The 20,595-nt window shown below is 63.6% G+C and carries 21 protein-coding genes; 11 read left to right on the top strand and 10 right to left on the bottom strand.

Annotated features, from left to right (window positions below; translation table 11 throughout):
* Positions 1–255 precede the first annotated feature (255 nt).
* Entirely contained in the window at positions 256–855 is a 600-nt protein-coding gene (locus GL284_RS19820) for a methyltransferase domain-containing protein (protein ID WP_341870517.1), read from the bottom strand.
* Positions 856–1,023 carry a hypothetical protein gene (locus GL284_RS21670; protein ID WP_230383196.1) on the bottom strand — a complete coding sequence of 56 codons (168 nt, stop codon included), beginning with the start codon at positions 1,021–1,023 and terminating at the stop codon, positions 856–858.
* A gap of 169 nt (positions 1,024–1,192) precedes the next feature.
* Here GL284_RS21670 and GL284_RS19815 point away from each other — a divergent pair, with 169 nt between their 5' ends.
* Positions 1,193–2,059 carry a sugar phosphate isomerase/epimerase family protein gene (locus GL284_RS19815; RefSeq protein ID WP_155046195.1) on the top strand — a complete coding sequence of 289 codons (867 nt, stop codon included), beginning with the start codon at positions 1,193–1,195 and terminating at the stop codon, positions 2,057–2,059.
* Between the two features lie 63 nt (positions 2,060–2,122).
* Here the strand turns inward: GL284_RS19815 and GL284_RS19810 are convergent, their stop codons facing one another.
* Genes GL284_RS19810 through GL284_RS19795 form a run of 4 tightly spaced genes read right to left on the bottom strand, consistent with a single transcriptional unit; the run spans position 2,123 to position 6,082 of the window.
* On the bottom strand, positions 2,123–2,875 hold the full coding sequence (locus GL284_RS19810) for a 3-keto-disaccharide hydrolase (RefSeq protein WP_155046194.1): 753 nt from the start codon (positions 2,873–2,875) through the stop codon (positions 2,123–2,125).
* Between the two features lie 33 nt (positions 2,876–2,908).
* Complete coding sequence (locus GL284_RS19805; protein ID WP_155046193.1) at positions 2,909–3,490, bottom strand: gluconate 2-dehydrogenase subunit 3 family protein; 582 nt, start codon at positions 3,488–3,490, stop codon at positions 2,909–2,911.
* Positions 3,490–5,178, bottom strand: coding sequence for a GMC oxidoreductase (locus GL284_RS19800; RefSeq protein ID WP_155046192.1), 1,689 nt, complete (start codon positions 5,176–5,178; stop codon positions 3,490–3,492). The genes GL284_RS19805 and GL284_RS19800 overlap by 1 nt, the downstream gene beginning before the upstream one ends.
* 31 nt (positions 5,179–5,209) lie before the next feature.
* Complete coding sequence (locus tag GL284_RS19795) at positions 5,210–6,082, bottom strand: hydroxypyruvate isomerase family protein (RefSeq protein ID WP_230383197.1); 873 nt, start codon at positions 6,080–6,082, stop codon at positions 5,210–5,212.
* 334 nt (positions 6,083–6,416) lie between these two features.
* On the opposite strand from GL284_RS19795, the gene GL284_RS19790 reads away from it, so the two are divergent.
* Together GL284_RS19790 and GL284_RS19785 are read left to right on the top strand one after the other, a co-directional pair.
* The gene (locus GL284_RS19790) at positions 6,417–7,433 is read left to right on the top strand and encodes a LacI family DNA-binding transcriptional regulator (protein WP_341870518.1); all 1,017 of its coding nucleotides are present in this window, start codon (positions 6,417–6,419) and stop codon (positions 7,431–7,433) included.
* Positions 7,434–7,544: 111 nt separating this feature from the next.
* Positions 7,545–7,853 carry a hypothetical protein gene (locus GL284_RS19785; RefSeq protein WP_155046190.1) on the top strand — a complete coding sequence of 103 codons (309 nt, stop codon included), beginning with the start codon at positions 7,545–7,547 and terminating at the stop codon, positions 7,851–7,853.
* Positions 7,854–7,934: 81 nt separating this feature from the next.
* On the opposite strand, the gene GL284_RS19780 is transcribed toward GL284_RS19785, so the two are convergent.
* The 3 genes from GL284_RS19780 to GL284_RS19770 all read right to left on the bottom strand — a co-directional run bounded on the left by GL284_RS19780 (position 7,935) and on the right by GL284_RS19770 (position 10,802).
* Positions 7,935–8,129 carry a DUF1127 domain-containing protein gene (locus GL284_RS19780; protein ID WP_155046189.1) on the bottom strand — a complete coding sequence of 65 codons (195 nt, stop codon included), beginning with the start codon at positions 8,127–8,129 and terminating at the stop codon, positions 7,935–7,937.
* Between the two features lie 422 nt (positions 8,130–8,551).
* Positions 8,552–9,277 carry an aspartate/glutamate racemase family protein gene (locus GL284_RS19775; protein ID WP_155046188.1) on the bottom strand — a complete coding sequence of 242 codons (726 nt, stop codon included), beginning with the start codon at positions 9,275–9,277 and terminating at the stop codon, positions 8,552–8,554.
* 16 nt (positions 9,278–9,293) lie between these two features.
* Positions 9,294–10,802: an NCS1 family nucleobase:cation symporter-1 gene (locus GL284_RS19770; protein WP_155046187.1), complete on the bottom strand. Its 1,509-nt coding sequence runs from the start codon at positions 10,800–10,802 to the stop codon at positions 9,294–9,296.
* Positions 10,803–11,078: 276 nt separating this feature from the next.
* On the opposite strand from GL284_RS19770, the gene GL284_RS19765 reads away from it, so the two are divergent.
* The 7 genes from GL284_RS19765 to GL284_RS19735 all read left to right on the top strand — a co-directional run bounded on the left by GL284_RS19765 (position 11,079) and on the right by GL284_RS19735 (position 18,733).
* Positions 11,079–11,744, top strand: coding sequence for a GntR family transcriptional regulator (locus GL284_RS19765; RefSeq protein ID WP_230383198.1), 666 nt, complete (start codon positions 11,079–11,081; stop codon positions 11,742–11,744).
* A 170-nt stretch (positions 11,745–11,914) separates the two neighbouring features.
* A complete protein-coding gene (gene putP, locus GL284_RS19760) occupies positions 11,915–13,375 on the top strand; it encodes a sodium/proline symporter PutP (protein ID WP_155046186.1) in 1,461 nt (486 codons plus the stop codon).
* A 189-nt stretch (positions 13,376–13,564) separates the two neighbouring features.
* Entirely contained in the window at positions 13,565–14,218 is a 654-nt protein-coding gene (locus GL284_RS19755; RefSeq protein ID WP_155046185.1) for a CoA transferase subunit A, read from the top strand.
* Between the two features lie 45 nt (positions 14,219–14,263).
* Positions 14,264–14,920 (top strand): 3-oxoacid CoA-transferase subunit B, encoded by a 657-nt coding sequence (locus GL284_RS19750; RefSeq protein WP_155046196.1) that lies wholly within the window; start codon positions 14,264–14,266, stop codon positions 14,918–14,920.
* A 363-nt stretch (positions 14,921–15,283) separates the two neighbouring features.
* Entirely contained in the window at positions 15,284–16,618 is a 1,335-nt protein-coding gene (locus GL284_RS19745) for an MFS transporter (protein ID WP_155046184.1), read from the top strand.
* Between the two features lie 16 nt (positions 16,619–16,634).
* Complete coding sequence (locus tag GL284_RS19740; RefSeq protein WP_155046183.1) at positions 16,635–18,374, top strand: FAD-dependent oxidoreductase; 1,740 nt, start codon at positions 16,635–16,637, stop codon at positions 18,372–18,374.
* 14 nt (positions 18,375–18,388) lie between these two features.
* Complete coding sequence (locus GL284_RS19735) at positions 18,389–18,733, top strand: NIPSNAP family protein (protein WP_155046182.1); 345 nt, start codon at positions 18,389–18,391, stop codon at positions 18,731–18,733.
* Here GL284_RS19735 and GL284_RS19730 read toward each other — a convergent pair.
* On the bottom strand, positions 18,730–19,203 hold the full coding sequence (locus tag GL284_RS19730) for a MarR family winged helix-turn-helix transcriptional regulator (protein WP_155046181.1): 474 nt from the start codon (positions 19,201–19,203) through the stop codon (positions 18,730–18,732). The genes GL284_RS19735 and GL284_RS19730 overlap by 4 nt on opposite strands.
* A gap of 105 nt (positions 19,204–19,308) precedes the next feature.
* Between GL284_RS19730 and GL284_RS19725 the strand changes: the two genes are divergently transcribed.
* Positions 19,309–20,085, top strand: a complete 777-nt coding sequence (locus tag GL284_RS19725; RefSeq protein ID WP_155046180.1) for an SDR family NAD(P)-dependent oxidoreductase — start codon at positions 19,309–19,311, stop codon at positions 20,083–20,085.
* Positions 20,086–20,595 lie beyond the last annotated feature (510 nt).

Genomic DNA, 20,595 nt, shown 5'->3' with positions numbered 1-20,595 from the left:
GACTTACAACAACGAGCGACCCAACATGGGCATCGGCGGCATAACACCCGCACAGAAACTGAAAATGGCTGCCTGAAGTCTACGGCCAAACCCCGTTAAAACGGGGAGGATTACCGGCCTTCTACGCCTCTTTTTTCTGGCTTTTTCATAACCTTAGACGAGGGGCGGGAGGTTTCCGGCAATGTCCGGGAGTTAGTCCCCCCTACGATCTGTCCCGATCCAGCCGCGCACCGTCGCATCGGACGGGCCCAAAAACTAACGCGCCACGGCCACCAGAAACGCGCGCGGGAAGGGCAGCAGCACCAGCCCGTCCTTCTCGGGGTAGCTTGCGGCGATGCGGTCCAGATAGGCGGACAGGAAATCCTGCTGCTCGGCCGGTTCCAACGGCGCGAGATAGGGACGCAGCCCCAAGCCCTTGAACCATTCGACGATCGCCGCCTGCCCCGCCAGCGGATGGTGATAGGTCGTGCGCCACACATCCACACGGGAACAAATGGGCCGCAGCAGGGCATGGATCTGCGCCGGCGTCAGCAGCGGGCGGCGCCGGGCGCTGGCCGCGCCCATCCGGTCGTGCCAGCGCGGGTCGGCGGCGACCTCGCGCATGGCGACATGGCTTGGCTCATCCAGATTGTCGGGCATCTGCACCGCCAGCGCACCGCCGGGGCGCAGCAGGCCCACAAGATGCGGCAGCAGCGCCGCATGATCCGGCACCCATTGCAGCGAGGCATTGGCGAACAGCAGGTCGGGCGGCACTTCGGGCTGCCATGTCTGGATCTGGGCCTGCTGGAAGCGGCAATCGGGCAGTGCGGCGCGCGCCACCCGCAGCATGTCGGGGTCGGGATCAAGGCCGACCACCTACGCCTCGGGATAGCGCGCCACCAGCAATGCGGTCGAATTGCCCGGCCCGCAGCCGATATCGACGGCAAGCTGCGCGGTCTCCAGCGGCACGGCTGCCAGCAGATCGCGCGCCGGTCGGGTTCTGTCGTCAAGAAACTTGGAATATTGCGCTGCGGACCAAGCCATCGGAGGTCTCCCATTTCCGGCACTGGCCGCAGGATGCTGGCTTGGACCCGTATGTGCAAGCCGGATCGACGCCCCCCTACCCGCCAAAATGTAATCCTTTTCACTCTGTATGAAATCAATTACATCTTAAGCACTGCCGGAGGAGGCAGCCGCTTCAAGGGAGAATTTCATGACCTGTTCCACCCCGATCCTGCGCGCGTTTCTGACCAGCGCCGCCCTTGTGGTCGCAGGCACTGCCACCGCGCAAGACAGCCGCTCGACCACCGATCTGCCCATTGCCGTGCAGATGTATACGCTGCGCGATGCAGGCACGCTGGACGAACAGCTTGCCGCCGTGCAGGCCGCGGGCGTAACGGCTGTGGAAACCGTCGGAACGCAGAAGGTCAGCGCCGAGGAATTGAAGGCCGCGCTGGACACATACGGCATCCGCGCCATTTCGACCCATGCGCAGATCGACGATCTGCGCAGCGATCTGCAGGGCGTCATCGCCTTCAACAAGGCGATCGGCAATGACACGATCATCGTGCCGCATCTGAAGCCCGAGGCGCGCCCGACCGATGCCGCAGGCTGGACCGCGCTGGGGCAAGAACTGCGCGCCATGTCCGACAAGCTTCAGGCCGCCGACATGCAGCTTGGCTATCACAACCATGATTTCGAAATGGTCGATATGGGCGGCAAGACCGCGCTTGAGGTGATGATGCAGGCCGCAGGCGATGATGTGGTCGCCGAACTGGATCTGGCATGGGTGGCGCGTGGCGGGCTTGATCCGGTCGAATATCTGGACCGGTTCGATGGCCGCATCTTCGCCATCCACGCCAAGGACAACGCCCCCGAAGGCGAGGCTGCCGACGAAAAGGGCTTCAAGGCCCTGGGCGAGGGCGTGCTGGATTTCGCCAGAATCCTGCCCGCAGCGGAGGAGGCCGGCACGAAATGGTATATCATCGAACATGACATGCCCAAGGATGCCGCCGCGACCGTCAAGACCGGGGCCGAGTTTCTGACCCGAAACCTGCCCGAAGGCGCCGCGCGCGACTGACCGGCCGCGGGACATGCAGGACGGGCCGCGGCGATGCGGCCCGTTTTTCCTTGGTGCAGGTGCTTACAGCGGGCGCAGCCAGATATTGCGGAAGCTGACATCGGCATCGTGATCCTGCAACTGGATCGGTGCGCAGTCATGCGCGCCGTAGCGCGGCAGGCCGATATATTCGGTGGGGCCCTGCAGCTCGGCATGGTTCTGCACCACGACGCCGTTATGGATCACCGTCATATAGGCCGGTTTGCGCAGCGCGCCATTCTCGGCGAAAATCGGCGCCTCGAAAATGATGTCGTAGCTTTGCCATTCCCCCGGCGCGCGCGAGGCGTTCACCAAGGGCGGATGCTGCTTGTAGATCGAGCCCGCCTGCCCGTTCACATAGGTCGGATTGTCGTGACTGTCCAAGACCTGCACCTCATACAGCGATTGCAGGAAGATGCCGCTATTGCCGCGATCCTGACTGTCATGGCCCTGATCGTTCGGGGGTGATCGCCATTCGACATGCAGCTGCACATCACAGAACGACTGTCTGGTGCGGATGTCGCCCTTGCCGCGCGCCACGGTCATCGCGCCATCGGCGAGGGTCCATTCGGCGTCGCCGCCCTCGACCGCCTGCCATGCGTCCAGATTGTTGCCGTCAAACAGCACGATGGCGTCGGCGGGCGGCTGACCGGCGGGCGTGGCGACCAGCTTCGGCACCGGCTGCCAATATTCGGTGACCTCGGCGCGGGCGCGGCGTTCGTCGCGCGTCAGGTCTGCGTCCTGCGCCATGGCCGGGATCGCGACCAGCAACGCCAGCAGGCTTGCGGTATATCTCATCTGTCTGCCTTTCTGGTGGGAAACGAAGCTGGCTCAGGTGGCCCAGGCGGGTTCGCCGTCATAGTCCAGATCGCCGATATATTCGCCGGGCACCGGCTCATAACGCAGCACCTCGGTCGCGCCGATTTCCGAGGTGAAAAAGCCGAACAGCACAAGCTGATGCAGCGGCGTGAACCAATGCATGTCGGCATTCTTGACGACCCGCCCTTCGGCCTTGGCCTTGGCCGCGCCTTCTGCGGTGACGACGCGGGCCTCGCGGGCGATGCCGTCCAGCAAGGCCGTGCGGGCATCCGGGGTCATCTGCATAAAATCCGTGCCCTGTTCGGCCGCAGCGGCCTTCAGATTGGCCATGCCGTCGCGAAAGCCCTGCTGATCCTCGGGCGTATAGCAATCGCTGACATACAGCGTCATGAAGGCGCCCACCCCGGCATCCTTGGCGCCGGGCGTGTCGGTCCGGGGCAGGATCACCTCAGCCATTTCGTCCAGAAAGGCGGTGTCTTCGGGCGTGAATGCGTTCGCGCCCGCTTCGGTCGGCAGGTAAGCCATCGCCCGCCCGCCGATCATGGCGGTGCCGGTGACGGCGGCGATCATGGTCAGAAAATCGCGACGCAGCATCAGATGTCTCCGTTCTTCAGGCTGTCGACGGCATGGGCCGAGGCGCGCGCGGTCAGCGCCATATAGGTCAGCGACGGGTTCACGCAGGCCGATGAGGTCATGCAGGCCCCGTCCGTCACATAGACATTCGGCGCGTCCCAGACCTGATTGTTGCCGTTCAGCACCGAGGTTTTGGGATCGCGCCCCATCCGGGCCGTGCCCATTTCGTGAATGCCCATGCCGACGCCGTAATCCTTTTCGGTGCCCTTCACATCCTTGATGCCGGCCGCCTCCAGCATCTCGATTGCGTCCTGCTTCATGTCGAGGCGCATCTTGCGTTCGTTCTCGCCCAGCTCGACGCTGATCGCCAGAACCGGCAGGCCCCATTTGTCGGTCGTCGTGCGGTCCAGCGCGATGTGATTGTCGTGGCTGGGCAGCATCTCGCCAAAGCCGGTCATGCCGATGGTCCAGTCGCCGGGTGTCGACAGCGCAGCCTTCAGATCCTTGCCGACGTTCAACTCGGCGATCTCGCGCTTCCAGCCCTGACGGCTGGCCGAGCCCTGATAGCCGAAACCGCGGGTATAATCGCGCTGCTCCCCGTCCAGATTGCGGAAACGCGGGATATAGAACCCTGCCGGGCGGCGGCCGAAATAATACTTGTCGTCAAAGCCTTCGACCCGGCCCTCGGCGCCGACGCGGAAATGGTGATCCATGACGTTATGGCCCAGCTCGCCCGAGGATGAGCCCAGGCCGCCCTCCCAGACATCGGTGGCCGAATTCATCAGCACCCATGTCGAATTGAAGGACGAGGCGTTCAGAAACACCACGTTGGCCTTGTATTCATAAGTCTGGTTCGTTTCGGCGTCGATCACCTCGACACCCGTGGCGCGCTTGCTGTCCTTGTCATAGATCACCCGGCTGACAATCGAAAACGGGCGCAGCGTCAGATTGCCCGTCGCCATCGCCACCGGAAGCGTCGCCGATTGCGTGCTGAAATAGGCCCCATAGGGACAGCCCAGCCAGCATTTGTTGCGATATTGGCAGTTCACGCGGTTCTGGTCGGGCTTGGCTTCGGTGATATTGGCCACCCGCGCATTGATCAGATAGCGCTTGCCGCCAAAGGATTTGCGCAGCCTTGCCGCCACGTCCTTTTCGACGATGTTCAGCGGGATCGGCGGCAGGAACTGGCCATCAGGCAGATGGTCAAGCCCCTCCAGCGACCCCGAGATACCGGCGAATTTCTCGGCATGGTCATACCACGGCGCGATGTCGGCATAGCGGATCGGCCAATCGGTCGCGATGCCTTCCTTGGCATTGGCCTCGAAATCGACATCCGAGAAGCGATAGCTTTGCCGCCCCCACATCAGCGACCGCCCGCCGACATGATAGCCCCGGAACCAGTCGAACCGCTTCTTTTCGATATAGGGGCTGTCCTTTTCATTGGCCCACATGCCGAAGGTCTGTTCGTTCAGCGCGTAATCGCGGTTCAGGACCGGATAATTCTCGACCATCTGCTGCGTGGCCGTGCCGCGATGCGGATAGTTCCAGCTTTCGTTTTCGGCATTCACATAATCGGTGACATGTTCGATATTGCGGCCCCGTTCCAGCATCAGAACCTTCAGGCCGCGTTCCGTCAGTTCCTTGGCGGCCCAGCCGCCGCTGATGCCCGATCCGACGACGATTGCGTCATAGGTCATGGTGTCTGCCATCTTGCTGTCTCCCTCGATAGCTGGCGGATGTTCAGATGTCGCAGGTCAGCACCGCGTCGCGCAAAGCCGCCTCGGCCCTGCCCGGATCGTCGCTGCTGGGGATGAATTCCTGCGCGACATAGCCCTGAAAGCCGGTCGCGTGGATCGCCCGGCAGATCGCCGGATAGTTCAGTTCCTGCGTGTCGTCGGGCTCGTGCCGGCCCGGATTTCCGGCGGTGTGGTAATGGCCGAAATGCCGGTGGTGATCGGTGATCGTGCGGATCACGTCGCCTTCCATGATCTGCATGTGATAGATATCGAACAGCAGCTTGAAATGCGGCGAGCCAAGGCGCTGCGCCAGCGCCACCCCCCAGCCCGAGCGGTCGCACAGGTAATCCGGGTGGTTCACGCGCGAATTCAGCAGTTCCATCGTCAGGGTGACGCCCGCCGCCTCGGCCACGGGCAGGATCTGGCGCAGACCCGTTTCGCAATTGGCAAGGCCGGTGTCGTCGCTCATGCCGCGACGGTTGCCGCTGAAGCAGATCAGATTGCGATAGCCCGCCTTGGCCACCAGTTCGATATGCCGGGTGTAACGCCGGATCAGTTCGGCGTGGTTTGCGGGATCGGCCCAGCCGTCTTCAAGGCTGATCTCGGCCCCGTTGCACATGCTGCTGTCCAGACCGGCCGCTTTCAGCGCGGGCCAGTCATCCGGGCCGCAAAGGTCGATGGCCTTCAGCCCTATCCTTTGGCCCAGCGCGCACAGATCCTGCATCGACAGGTCCTGAAAGGTCCAGCGCGCGACCGAGTGATGGATGTTTCCCTTCAGCGCCACCCGCTCATCGGCCACTGCGGCCATGGCAAACCCCGCGCCCATGGCCGAGATGCCCAAGGCAGCCGAACCTTTGAACATCCCGCGACGTGTCATCGCATCTATCATCCGCCCCCCCATCTGCCGTTTTACGACACGGCGCTGAAACCGTTTACATCCGCAGGCGCCGGGGGATCCGCGATGGCCGGACATGTCGCGCCGAAATGACGCTGGACAGATCGGAACATGCAGAACGGGAAACCGCAGCCATGCAGTCCGGGCAGACGCTGCCCGTCGGCATGTGAACGGCATTCCTCCCATGGCCGTGCGATGATCACAGCGCGGCCTCCCCCGCGATGTAATCGGTTTCAAATCAGGGTTGCACAGGCTGAAATGGTTTACAACCCGGTTTTTTGCGATATCTGTGGTCCGTCGCAAGGAGCAGAACAGCGTGCCGAAAGAAGCCCGACCGCCCCGCATTCAGGATGTCGCCCAGCTTGCGGGGGTGTCTGTCGCCACGGTCAGCCGGGTGCTGTCAAACCCGGACATCGTGTCCGAAACCACCCGCGCCACGGTGCGCGACGCGATTGCCAAGACCGGATACACCATCAACTTCACCGCGCGAAACCTGCGCCAGCAGCAAGTCGGCAGCGTTCTGGCCTTGGTGCCGAATCTGGCGAACCCGTTCTTTTCCCAGATCCTGGGCGGCATCGCCGAGGTGCTGCGCCGACAGGGCCTTAGCCTTCTGGTACTGGACACGCATGGCGCCACCGAACAGCCCGATCTTGAGGCGATTGCCCCCTATCTCAGCCGGTCCCGGTCCGACGGGGTGATCCTGCTGGAGGGCGGGCTGGATCCGGCGCTGTTCGCGCGTCCCGGCTGTCCGCCCCTGGTGCAGGCCTGCGAATGGACCGACGCGCTGGATGCGCCGCGCGTGCTGGTCGACAATGCCGCTGGCGGCCGCCTTGCCGCGCAGCATCTGGCGGGGCTTGGTCACCGCGATATCCTGCACCTGTCCGGCCCGGCGCAGAATTCGCTGTCCCGGTCGCGGCGCGACGGCTTTGCCGAGGCCTTGGCGGGGCTGGGGCTGTCCGGCCAAGTGCTGCAGGGTGATTTTTCGATGCAGTCGGGCTTTGCGGCAGCGGCTTCGGTGCTGGCCATGTCGCCCCGGCCCACGGGGATCTTCTGCGACAGCGACGAAATGGCGGTCGGGCTGATCCATGGCCTGATCGCGGCGGGACTGCGCGTGCCGCAGGACATCTCGGTCATGGGCTTTGACGATATCCAGCTTGCGGCCTATATCCAGCCGCCGCTGACGACGATCCGCCAGCATCGCGCGCCCCTTGGCCGTCAGGCCGCCGAGGTGCTGCTGGCACGGATGCAGGGCAAGCCGTATGAGGACACGACCATGCTTCCGGTCGAGCTTTGCGCCCGCGCCAGCACCGCCGCGCCACCGCCGGGGCGCTGATTGCGGGCCTTTGCCTGCATGCGCAACGGGCATGATCGGCCAGCTTCCGCCGTGCAGCTAACATTCTTTAATCGACAAAGGAACCTTTCCGTTTAGCCGTTGTTTCCGCAAATGTTTCTGAAAAACAACGGAGGCCCCATGACAACGACAATCCAGATCGGAGACGATGTTGAGGCAAGGTTGAATGCCTCGATTGCGGCCTGTGCCATTGCGCTGGCTGATCTGGACGAGGCGCTGCACTCAATGGATCTGGTCAAGGTGCAAGGCAGGTTGGCAAGTTCGATGGCAAGCCAGGTCATCTTGCTGCGTGAATTGGCATCCAGCCTGTATGGTCAGCGAATTCCCGAAGATCCCGCCCAGATCCGCGATGCCCTGAAGATCTGCACCGGCAAGGGTTTTGCAAAGGACACGCCGCGCTGATCCCAAGGCAGAGGCGCCAGTTTCGACATGAAAAAGCCCCCGCCGGAATGGGGCGAGGGCTTGGCAATCGGCTCAGACGCCTTAGCGGTTGCGGGCGACGCGCTCGATATCGCCGCGGAACAGACCGATATCGATCAGCTCACGGTCGGTCAGGCTGTTCAGCTCGCGCCGGGTGATGCGGGCCTCATTCCACGCGATGACTGCGCTGCGCAGACGGGCGGCGTAATGGGCGAAACCCGTGGGGGCGGTGCTGCGGCTGAATTCGACGGCGGACATTTCTAAACCTGCTTTTCATCTTGCCCATTCAACGGGCTCATTTCGGACAAGACGGATATAGATAGGGCAGTTCGGAAACAGTAGCCGCCACGACAGCAAGACCGGTATGCACACCGCGCAGCGCAAAGGCGTCCCACATGTCGCGCAGGCAGGTTGGGTTCCATCACAAATCGGTCTATAACCTGCAGCATTATCCTTGTTTGGTAATGGTTTACCGGCAACGTCCCGCCCAGATACAGCCATCCCATCGGCAAATTTTCGCAACACAAGCACCACTTGCCGATTTCGCGAATATCAGCCGTTGCATCCCGCTGAGGTTGTGAAAAGCAGGGGCGTCCTTTGTGGTGGAGGATAGCCTTCTGTGGTGGGAAGGCGTTGAGGGGCGGCCAATGGCCGCCCCCCTGACGTTGCAGCCTGCAAGCCTACAGGCCCGTCAGCGGAAACCCCGTCACCCGCTTTTGCCGTGGCGGCGCATAGGTCCGCACCTTCGAAGTCTTCAGCCCCATGCGCACCAGCGCCTCGGCGATGGTCACGGCCGAGGCCACGCCATCGACGACCGGCACGCCCGTCCGCTCGCGGACCTTGCGCTCCAGTTCGGCCATGCCGCCGCAGCCAAGGCAGATCACCTCGGCATGATCGCGGCTGACGGCTTCGGCCGCCTGCGCGACAATCGCCTGAACGGCGCGCTCGGGCTCGGCTTCCAGTTCAAGCACCGCCATGCCGCTGGCCCGGACCGAGGCGCAGCGTTCGGAAAGCCCGGCCAGCTTCAGGCGGTCCTCGATCATCGGCACGGCCCGGTCCAGCGTTGTGACGACCGAGTACTTGTGCCCAAGATACATCGCCGTGGATGCCGCGGCCTCGGTGATGTCGATGACCGGCACCTCCAGCAGTTCCTGCAATCCTTCGCGGCCATGTTCGCCATACCCGGCCTGGATCACGGCATCGAACGGCTGGTCATAGCGCAGGACGGCATCCATCACCCCCACGGCGGCAAGGTAGCTTTCAAAGTTCCCCTCGACCGATTCCGCACCAAAGCGCGGGGTCAGCGCCACGATCTCGGTTCCCGGCGCGGCGACCTTCTGCGCCTGTTGCCGGATGCCCTGCGTCATGGTTTCGGTCGTGTTCACGTTGACGACAAGAATGCGCATGTCTTCCCCTTTATCCTTAGTGGGTCATTGCCACAGCGATCTTTTCGCCGTCACGGTCGGCATAGTGCTGCCCCTTGGGTGCGATGACATAATAGAACAGCGCCCCCAGACCAGCCGCTATGAACCATGAAAAATGCGACAAGGCCTGCAGCCCCGGCAAGAAGGCGATCAGAACCGAAATCGCCGCCGAGGGCACCAGCGCCCGGATGGCCGGCGGGTTGAAGCCATTGGCATAGTGATATGGCCCGGCGGGATCTTCGGAATACAGCGCCGGAACGTCGACGCGCTGCTGCCGCACCATCCAGTAATCGGCCATGACGATGCCGAATAACGGCCCAAGACACGCCCCCAGACCCCCCAGAAAATAGGCGATGACGATGGGCGAGTTATACAGGTTCCACGGCAGGATGACGAAGCCGATCACGGCGCTGACAATGGCCGCGCGGCGGAAATCCAGATGGCGCGGGAACAGGTTGGCCAGCGCATAGGCAGGCGCGACGAAATTCGCCATCAGGTTCACCGCGATGGTCAGGATCAGCAGCGACAGGCTGGCAAGGATCAGCAGAGGCTTGCTGGGAATGGCCTGCACCACATCGGTCGGGCTTTGGATCAGCGTGCCGTCGATTGCCAGCCGCCCGCCCGCCAGAATGACGACGACGGCACCGAAGATCAGCATGTTGATGGGAATGCCCCAGAAATTGCCCATGACGATGGCGCGTTTCGAGGTCGCGCCGCGCGTGAAGTCGCAGAAGTTCAGCACGAAGGTGCCATAGATCGCCACCCACAGCGAGGCCGCGCCCAGCATCTGCACCCACATCGCCGTGCCCGTCAGTGCATCGGGCGGCGTCCAGCGCAACTGCCCGCCGGCGCTGTAAAGCACCCATCCGGCCAACAGCACGAAGGTCAGCAGGATGACCGGGCCGGCGAATGCCTCGTATTTGCGAATGCTTTCCATGCCGTAACAGGCGATGACGACCTGCACGATCCACAGAACGGTAAAGCTGAGCCAGCCCAGAACCGACAGGCCCAGCACCATCTGCTGCGACAAGGGCTGCAATCCCGGCATCAGCGCCAGCAGCATCACATCCAGCGCAAGCGAGGCCAGATATGTCTGGATCCCGAACCAGACAATCGCGACGCCGCCCCGGATCATCGCCGGGATCTGCGCCCCGCGCGTGCCGAAGCTGATGCGGCTCATGACCGGGAACGGCACGCCCGTCTTGGCGCCCATATATCCCGACAGCGTCAGCAGGATGAACAGGAACAGCGCCCCGAAGCTCAGCGCGCCAATGATCTGCCACGCCCCCAGCCCCAGCGCGAACAGCCCGATGGCAAAGGCGTAATTTCCAAGGCTGTGCACATCATTGGCCCAAAGGGCGAAGATGTTATAGGCGCTCCATGTGCGGCCCTCGCGCCTGGTGGGGGCAAGATCGTGGTTGTAAAGCCGGGGCGAGACGCCCTCTGGCAGCCGGTCGTCCAGCGACAGGTCCAGACCCGCCGTGCCATGTTCGGTATTTGCGGTCATGTCGCTGCCCCTTTTCTGCAGGACAGACCGGAAACCGTGCTGCGGGGACATGTCGCAAGACCGCCCCGTGAAATCTGCATCGCCATGATTACCTCCCGTGTCTCATTGGCGCCCGGACAGGCCGGATGCGGTCCGCAGGTCTGGACCGACACCTGAAATGTTAGGTGAGAGGTTTCTTGCGCGTCTATATAGAAGGTCAGATAGCAGTTTACGGGTTTTCTTTAAGATCGAAGCTGTCATCCTGTTGCAGGCTGGGGTGCCGGAAGAGGAAAACGCATGTCCGTCGATCAAATGCTGAACACGCGCGCGCAGGCCGCCCTGACCGCCGCTTTGCATCAGGGAAAGCTGCGGGCCGGGCAGTTCGTGTCGATGCCGCAGTTGGTCGATCTGCTGCAACTGCCGCTGGCCGCCGTGCGCGAGGCGACGCGCCATGCCAGCAGCGCGGGCTGGCTTGAGATCATCCCAAAGCGCGGCGTGCAGATCATGGATGCACAGCCTGAGCTGATCCGCGACAGTCTGGACCTGCGCATGGTGCTGGATCAGGAAGGCGCGCGGCGGCGCATCCGCGATCCGCAGGGGCAGCAGGGCCTGCACGACCTGCGCCAGACCCATCTGGCGATCCTTGATGCCGCGCTGCGGGGCAGCCCGCCCGACCTGCCGCCGCGCGCCAATTCCGTGGACCTGACGCTGCACGATTATCTGGCCGAGGGGCTGGCCAATCCGTTGCTGCGCCGCGCCTATGATGCCAACCGCATCCGCATCGCCATCATCCAGCGCGTCCGTCCCTTCGTGCAAGAACGCATCATCTCGGCCATGCGCGAACATCTGGCGATCATGGACGCGCTTGACCGCCAGAACGAGGATGCGGCAACCCGCGCCATTGCCCTGCATTGCGAACGCACCCAGCATTGGTGGGGCGTGCCGCCGGTCGGTCAGGGCTGATTCCCGCTAAAATCTGCGTGATCGCTTTGGGCGAAACGGACATATCCCGCGCCAATCCCATACGATCCGACCAAACTGCGGCCTGAAAACAGGACGAAACCAGATTTCCATTCCCGCGCAGGGGGCTTCCGTGACAGAAGCCGCCCAGCCTGTGAGGAGTGGGAGAAAACATGCACTTCGGAGTCTGGGTAAGCCTTGCGGCTTATTTCGTGCTGATGCTGGCCATCGGCGTTTATGCGTGGCGCAAAGCCACCTCGAGTTCGGAAGAATACATTCTGGGGGGCCGCGATCTGTCCCCCTCGGTGACGGCGCTGTCGGCCGGCGCCTCGGATATGAGCGGCTGGCTGCTGCTGGGTCTGCCCGGTGCGCTGTATGTGTCGGGCCTGTCGCAATCCTGGATTGGCATCGGCCTGACGCTGGGCGCGCTGCTGAACTGGATCATCGTGGCCCCGCGACTGCGCGAGCAGACCGAATATTACGACAACAGCCTGACGATTCCCGGCTTTCTGGGCGCGCGCTTCCCCAGCCGGGCCAAGCTGCTGCGCATGGTTTCGGCCATTGTGATCGTGGTGTTCTTTGCTGTTTATACCGCATCGGGCCTTGTCGGCGGCGGCAAGCTGTTTGCCAGCGCCTTTGGCGGCGACTACATGACGGGCATTCTGCTGACGATGGGCTTTGTGCTGGTCTATACGACCATCGGCGGCTTTCTGGCCGTCAGCCTGACGGATTTCGTGCAGGGCTGCATCATGATGCTGGCGCTGGTCATCATGCCCATCGTCATCCTGACCACCGATGGCGGCGCGGGAGTCGGACCTGCCGTGGACCGGCTGACCGCGCTGGATCCGGAATATTTCTCGATGGCCAAAGGCATGACGGTGCTGGGATGGCTGTCGGCGGTGGCATGGGGTCTGGGCTATTTCGGCCAGCCGCATATCATCGTCCGCTTCATGGCGATCCGCAGCGTCGATGACGTGCCGACCGCGCGCAACATCTGCATGTCGTGGATGATCGTGTCGCTGATCGGTGCGGTGGCCGTCGGCATCTTCGGCCATGCCTATGCGCTGCGCACCGGGCTGACCGTATCGGACCCCGAGACGATCTTCATCATCCTGTCGGACCTGCTGTTCCATCCGCTGATCACCGGCTTTCTGTATGCCGCGCTGCTGGCCGCGATCATGTCAACGGTCTCAAGCCAGTTGCTGGTCGCCTCGTCCTCGCTGACCGAGGACATCTACCACACGCTGGTGAAACGCGACGCCACGCAGCGCGAGCTGGTCAATATCGGGCGGCTGTCGGTTCTGGCCGTCGGCATCGTCGCCGCCGTCATCGCCCGCGACCCCGACGCGCAGGTGCTTAGCTTGGTGTCGAATGCGTGGGCGGGCTTTGGCGCGGCCTTCGGTCCGCTGATCGTGCTGGCGCTGACATGGAAGCGCATGACCGGCGCGGGGGCCGTGGCCGGTCTGATCGTCGGCGCTGTCACCGTGATCCTGTGGATCGCGCTTGGCCTGAACAAGTCGCTGCTGGGTGGCGAGGGGCTTTACGAGATCGTCCCGGGCTTCATCGCCTCGTGGATGGCCATCATTCTGGTCAGCATGGCCACCCCCGATCAGGGCGAATACCGCCAGCGTTAAGCTCCATGACACCGCGCATCCCGAAGCACGTTCGGGATGCGCCTTTCGCGCGGTCTGCCCCGCGACATCAAAGGCAGCTTTCGGCACAGACATGTGCTAATCCCTTGACCCAAGACTGGACACAGCGATTGCCCGCGCCGTCAGACGGCCTGTCTTTGGCGCCGGGCCTTCGGTCTGCAAGGAGATGGCATGAAGACGGCAATAAAAGCAGCGGTCGCGGCGCAGATGATCCCGGATGGCGCGGTGCTTCTGATCGGCGGGTTCATGGGCGTCGGCACGCCGAACCGTCTGATCGACGCGCTGGTCGCGCGCGGCGCACGCGGGCTGACGGTGGTGGCCAATGACACCGCCCTGCCCGGTCGCGGCATTGGCAAGCTGATCAGCAGCGGCGCGGTGTCGCGGGCCATCGTCTCGCATATCGGGCTGAACCCCGAAACGCAGGCCAAGATGATCTCGGGCGAGATCGAGGTGGAACTGGTCCCGCAAGGCACGCTGGTCGAACGCATCCGCTCGGGCGGGGTGGGTCTTGGCGGTGTTCTGACGGCAACCGGGCTTGGCACGCCGGTCGCGGATGGCAAGCAGATCATCCAGATCGACGGCCGCAGCTTCATCGTTGAAAAGCCGATCCAGGGCGATTTCGCGCTGATCGCCGCGCGGCAGGCGGATTACGTCGGCAATCTGGAATACACGCTGACGGCGCATAACTTCAATCCGATCATGGCCATGGCCGCCGATACCGTCATCGCCGAGCCGGAACATATCGTCCCGGTCGGCGTCATCTCACCCGACAGCGTCAAGACGCCCGGCGTGCTGGTGGATCACATTCTGGAACGGGCGGCATAAAACATGGACGAACACGTCATCAACCCCCGGCCCGGCAGCATCGCGATGGATGCCAAGGAACTGATCGCCCGCCGCGTTGCGCTGGAAATCAGGCGCGGAATGCTGGTCAATCTGGGCATCGGCCTGCCCAGCCATGTCGCGAATTATCTGCCCGCCGATGCTGGCGTGTTCTTTCAGGCCGAAAACGGCGTGATCGGTCTGGGCGCCCGCCCGCCCGAAGGCATGGAGGACATCAACCTGACCGATGCCGGGGGCGGGTTCGTGACCGCCGTGCCCGGAGCCGCCTCGATCGACAGCGCCATGAGCTTTGGCCTGATCCGGGGCGGGCATCTGGACATGACCGTGCTGGGCGGGTTGCAGGTCGATGAGCGCGGCTTTCTGGCAAACTGGATGGTTCCGGGCCAGATGGTGCCGGGCATGGGCGGGGCCATGGATCTGGTCGCAGGCGCCAAGCAGGTCGTCGTCGCCATGCTGCACACCGCCAAGGGCCGCCCCAAGATTGTGCCGGAATGTTCGCTGCCGCTGACCGCCGCGCGGCGGGTCAGCCTGATCGTCACGGAAATGGCGGTGATCCGGCCAACCGAACAGGGGCTTGTGCTGCTGGAGCGCGGTCCGGGCGTCAGCCTTGACCAGATCCGCGCGGCCACCTCGGCCCGGCTGATCGTCCCGGATCACGACGTGCCGCAGATGCAACTGGCCTGAGGCCGGGCGGCGACGCCCTGCCCCGATCGCAGCCGATCCGGCGGTCTGGCCAGCCACGATTCGGCACAAAGCCACCGGGGTCGGCGGCATGTCCCAATGGCTGCCGCCTTTGCCCGCCGCGCCGGGTGCGGGCCTGCGATGCGTGTAAGATAATATATTCGTTATATTTTCTACACGCCGCCCTGAGTTGCGTCGGATTTATGTTGCGGTCGCAACAAATTAATTGACCCAACCCCTCATCCTGATTATCGAAGAGCAGCCGCACAGGGGAATGCGGCGCGAGATCAACTAAGAACGGCAGCGCCCTGCCCGCAAACCTTTGGTTTTGCGGCCTTGGACCGCTTATGCCAAAGGGAGGGAGACATGGCACTGCATGTGACGACGGCCGAGGATGCCGCACCCACAGACACGAACGCGCGATGGACGCCATTGCGCATCGCGGTCATCTTCATCTGCTTCTTGCTGAACGCGATCGACGGGATGGATATTGTCATCATGTCCTATATCGCGCCGGTCCTGAAGGCCGAGTGGTCGCTGAGCCCGCAATCGCTTGGCACGGTGTTCAGCGCCTCGCTGGCGGGGATGGCGGTCGGCGGATTGCTGATCGCGCCTCTGGCCGACAAGTTCGGGCGCAGGCCGCTGATCCTGACCCTGCTGGTCGTCATCACCGTTGCCATGCTGGCCAGCAGTCAGGCGCAATCGCTGCTGCAACTGATTATCCTGCGCGCGATCATCGGCGCCTCAGTCGGGGCATTTCTGGCCAGCGTGACCACGATGGCCGCAGATTTCGCGCCGCGTGGCCAGCAAGGGCTGGTCGTGGCAGCGGCGATCTCGGGCTATCCGCTGGGGGCGGTGCTGACGGGCCTGCTGGTCGCGCATTTCCTGCCGGAACATGGCTGGCGCATGATGCTGTTCGGGGCGGGGATCATCTCTCTGGTGGTGCTGCCGCTGGTCGTAGCGATCCTGCCCGAGTCGATCAACTATCTGAAAGGCACCCAGCCGCGCGGCGCGCTGCAGCGTCTGAACCGCACCCTGCGCCGTCTGGGAGAGCCGGGGCTGAGCGCGCTGCCGCCCAAGGTCCTGGCCCGCCGCGCCTCGGTCGGGGCGATCTTTCAGGGCGGCCGGCTGGTCGGGACGCTGTGCCTGTGGCTCAGCATCATCATGGGCTTCATGACGTTCTATTTTCTGGTGTCATGGATCACGCAGCTTTCGGTGCAGGCGGGGCTGGCGGTGGAAAACGCCATCTATGCCGGGGCGCTGTTCAACCTTGGCGGCTTCATCGGCACCTTCGTCATCAGCAGCTTCGGCGCGCGCTATGGCCTGCAACGCGCCACCTGCGGTGCAATGCTATGCGGTGCTGTCGTGGTCGCGGCCTTCGGCTATCTGTCGACGACGCTGGCCATCACGCTGACGCTGGCCTTTTTCGCGGGCTTTACCACGAATGGCGGCTTCAATGCCTTCTATGCGCTGGCCGCTGCGCTGTATCCGACCGAGATCCGCGCCACCGGCATCGGCTGGGCCATGGGCATCGGCCGCATCGGCGCGGTGATCGGCCCGATGCTGGGCGGCGTGCTGATCGGTCAGGGCCTTGGTCTGGCGGGATTGCTTGCGGTCTTTGCGCTGCCGCTGCTGGTGGCCGGTCTGTCGGCGCTGTTCATCCGCGCCCGCGACGTGGCCGCCGCCCCGAAAACTATCTGAGAAGGAGAGCTGGAACATGACAGTCCAGAAGCAATATGACGTGGTTGTCGTCGGCTCGGGCGCGGCAGGGCTGACCGCTGCGATCACGGCCAAGACCAACGGCCTGTCGGTCATCGTTCTGGAAAAGGCCCCGGTCTTTGGCGGCACCACGGCCTTTTCCGGCGGTGTCGTCTGGATCCCCGGCAACCCGCATTTTCAGGACCGGCCCACATCCGAGGGCGGCGTCCGCGTGGACCGCGCCGCCGTGCATGACTATATGCGCCACGAGGCGGGCAACAAATACGATGCCGATTTCGTCGAGGCCTATCTGGATTACGGCCCGGAAATGCTGCGCTTTCTGGAAAGCCGGACCGAGGTGAAATTCACCCCCTCGCTTTATCCCGACTATCACCCGGAAGCGCCGGGCGGCGTGCAGATCGGGCGCTCGATCACCGCTGCGGCCTATGACGGGCGGCGGCTGGGCAAGGAATTTCAGCGCCTTCGCCCGCCGTTGAAAACCATCACCTTCATGGGGATGATGTTCAATTCGTCGAACAACGACCTGAAACACTTTTTCAATTTCACCAAATCCGCGGTCTCGGCGGCTTATGTCGCCAAGCGTCTGGGCGTGCATATGACGCATCTGGCGCGCTATGGGCGCGGCGTGCAGCTGACCTCGGGCAACGCGCTTGCGGCGCGGCTGGCGAAATCGGCCTTTGACCTGGGGATCCAGATCGTCACCGATGCCCCGGTGCGGGAACTGATCCATGCGGACGGGCGCATTGCCGGCGTCATTGCGCAGATCGACGGCGCGCCGCGCCAGATCACGGCGGCGCGCGGCGTCGTGCTGGCGGCGGGCGGTTTCGCGCGCGATCTGCAGCGCCTGCAGCAGCACTATCCGCATCTGCAGGACGGTGGCGAGCATTTCACCCCGGTTCCCGAAGGCAATACCGGCGACGGCATCGCCTTGGGCGAAGCGGCTGGCGGGCATCTGTCGCAGGGTCTGCCAAACGCCGCCGCATGGATGCCGGTGTCAAAAGTGCCCTATGGCAGCGGCGCCATCGCCTTTCCGCATCTGGTCGACCGCTACAAGCCGGGCTTCATCATGGTGAACCCGGACGGGCGGCGCTTTGTGAATGAAAGCCTGTCCTATCACGATGTCGGCGCGGCCATGATCAAGACATGCCGTGGGCTGGGCCGGACCGAGGCATGGCTGATCGCCGATCACCGCACCATCCGCAAATACGGCATCGGCTTCGTGAAGCCCTACCCCATGCCACTGGCTCCGCATCTGCGCAGCGGCTATCTGACGCGCGGCAAGACGCTGGCAGAACTGGCGGACAGGATCGGCGTGCCCGCGCAGGCGCTGCAAGAAGACGTGGCCGCCTTCAACGCCGCGGCGCGGCAGGGCGAGGATCGCCTGTTCGGACGCGGCAGCTCGGGCTTCAACCGCTATCTTGGCGATGCCAGCCACAAGCCCAATCCGAATGTCGCGCCGGTCGAACGGGGCCCGTTCTATGCGCTGAAACTGATCATGGGCGATCTGGGAACATTTCCCGGCCTGCAGATCGACACGCAGGCGCGGGTGCTGGATGCCGCCGGGCAACCAATCCCCGGCCTTTACGCCGCAGGAAACGACGCGGCCTCGATCATGGGCGGCGCCTATCCCGGCGCGGGCATCACCATCGGCCCCGCCATGACCTTTGGCTATGTCGCCGGATTGTCGCTGGCCGGACGGCTTGACGGCACCACTTCCGCGCGCCCGGCCGCAGAATAGGAACGGAGATCCCCATGCTGACCGCCCCCGCGAACCGCCCGCTGGTCAATCTGCGCTATTACACCATCGCGCCGCGAAAGATGGCCGAGTTTCTGGATGTGTTCGACCGTCTGGCCATGCCGGTGCTGATCCGCAGCTTGGGCGCGCCCATCGGTTTTTACACCAGCACGGTTGGCACGCTGAATCAGGTCGTGCATCTTTGGGCCTATGAGGACATGGCCGATATGGAACGGCGCTGGCAGGCGCGGGACGCCGATCCGGACTTTCCCGAATATCTTCGGGCGTCGGCGCATCTGGTCATCGCGCAAGAGGACCGGCTGGTGAAAGCCACGCCGCTTGCCTCACTGACGCAGGTCTAGGCGTCTTGCCCGGACCGGCGCTGCGCGTCTTCTTCAACCTTGCTGAGGTTTGCGATCAGCCGATGGAAATAGCTCAGCAATTGTTCGGTTTCCGCTGTATCAAAGCCCGCCAGCAGCGCGTCCTCACGCGCGCGGGCTATGGGCAGAACCTCGCGGTGCAGCGCCAGACCTGCGGCGGTCAGCTGCGCCTCTCGGCGGCGGCGTTCACCATTGCGCATGGTGACCAGACCGCGTTCGGTCATCAGCGACAACGACCGGCTGACCGAGCTTTTATCAAGCCCGATCGAGTTCGCCATGGCGATCACATTCGACCAGGGCTCAATCGCCAGATGGCACAGAATGCGCCACTCGACCACGCCGATCTGGAACCTTTGCAGGTATTCCTGCGACGCCCCCGCGCCCAGACGGCTGGAAAAGCGAAGGCTGAGCGCGCCGATACATCGGCTGATGTCAAAGTGGTCGGATTGCATGAGGAACTCCTTTCGTCGTGCCTAGCCGATTTCGCCGCCGCGCCAAACCCCTGAATTGCCCGCAGGCTGCACGCCTGCATCTACCAAAAGAAACGGAGACGACAGATGAGCTGGCTTCAACTGGATGGCAAGATTGCCGTGATCACAGGCGCCGCGGGTGGGATCGGGCAATCGCTGGCCCGCGCCTTCGCCGCCGAGGGCGCGCGGGTCGCGCTGCTGGATCGGCGGACCGACGGGCTTGACGATCTGGCCACGGAACTGGGCGGCGGCGCTTTCGCGCTGGCCTGTGACATGTCCGATGCCGGGGATATCGTCCGTGCCGCCACCCGGCTTGAGGCAATGGGCGGCGCCGACATCCTGATCAACAACGCAGCGATCCTGCGCCCCGGCCCCTTGGACAGCGTCAGCGCGGTCGACTGGTCCGCGATGCTGCAGATCAATCTGACCGGATATCTGCTGGCCGCGCAGGCGTTCGGACGGGCCATGCTGGCACGCGGCGAAGGGGCGCTGGTGCATGTGGCGTCGATTGCGGGCACGGAGCCGCAGCCCGCCAGTGGCGCATATTCGACCAGCAAGGCCGCCACGCTGATGCTGTCGCGCCAGCTTGCGCAGGAATGGGGTCCGCGCGGCGTCCGCTCGAACTGCATCAGCCCCGGTCTGGTGCGCACGCCGCTGTCCGAGGCGTTCTATGCCGATGCCGAGGTCAAGTCGCGCCGCGAACAGATGGTGCCGCTGCGCCGCATCGCCACGCCGGATGACATGGCGGATGTGGCGCTGTTTCTGGCCTCGCCCAAGGCGGCCTATGTGACGGGACAGGATATCGTCGTGGATGGCGGCCTGTCGCAAGCCCTGATGGGTCTTGTCCCGCGCCCGGGGTATTGAGCGACCAAGCGGCTGGTGAAGCTCTCGCGCATTGAGTAATCACGGATGCCGCGCGACTGAGCGGCATCCGTTTGGATGGCAGCGCATGGTCTGGGCGGTCGTTCATTGGGCGCTTGTCGTGACATCGCTAAAGACCAGCAGCAGTTGATAAGGACGCATGTATGTCCGTCATCGCGCAGACGCACGCATGTCGGCTGATACGCCCATCTGCAAGCCTGATCATGTTGGTCGGCAGAGACTTTCCCATCTACAGAGCGGCGGGGTAGCAGACCAAACGCAGCGACCGTATCCGCTTCATTTTCTTATGAGGTTAGACGGTTAGGGTTGTCGACAAAATATCCGGCAATCCAGAGCTTCATTTTCCAGGCCATTTCTTGGGTTGTGGGCCTCGGGCCGGTAATCCTCCCCGTTTTAACGGGGTTTGGCCGTAGACTTCAGGCAGCCATTTTCAGTTTCTGTGCGGGTGTTATGCCGCCGATGCCCATGTTGGGTCGCTCGTTGTTGTAAGTC

Source organism: Paracoccus shanxieyensis (assembly GCF_009711265.1).
GTDB lineage: Bacteria > Pseudomonadota > Alphaproteobacteria > Rhodobacterales > Rhodobacteraceae > Paracoccus > Paracoccus shanxieyensis.
Note: the sequence above shows the minus strand (reverse complement) of the source record. Positions and strands in the feature narration are given on the sequence as shown.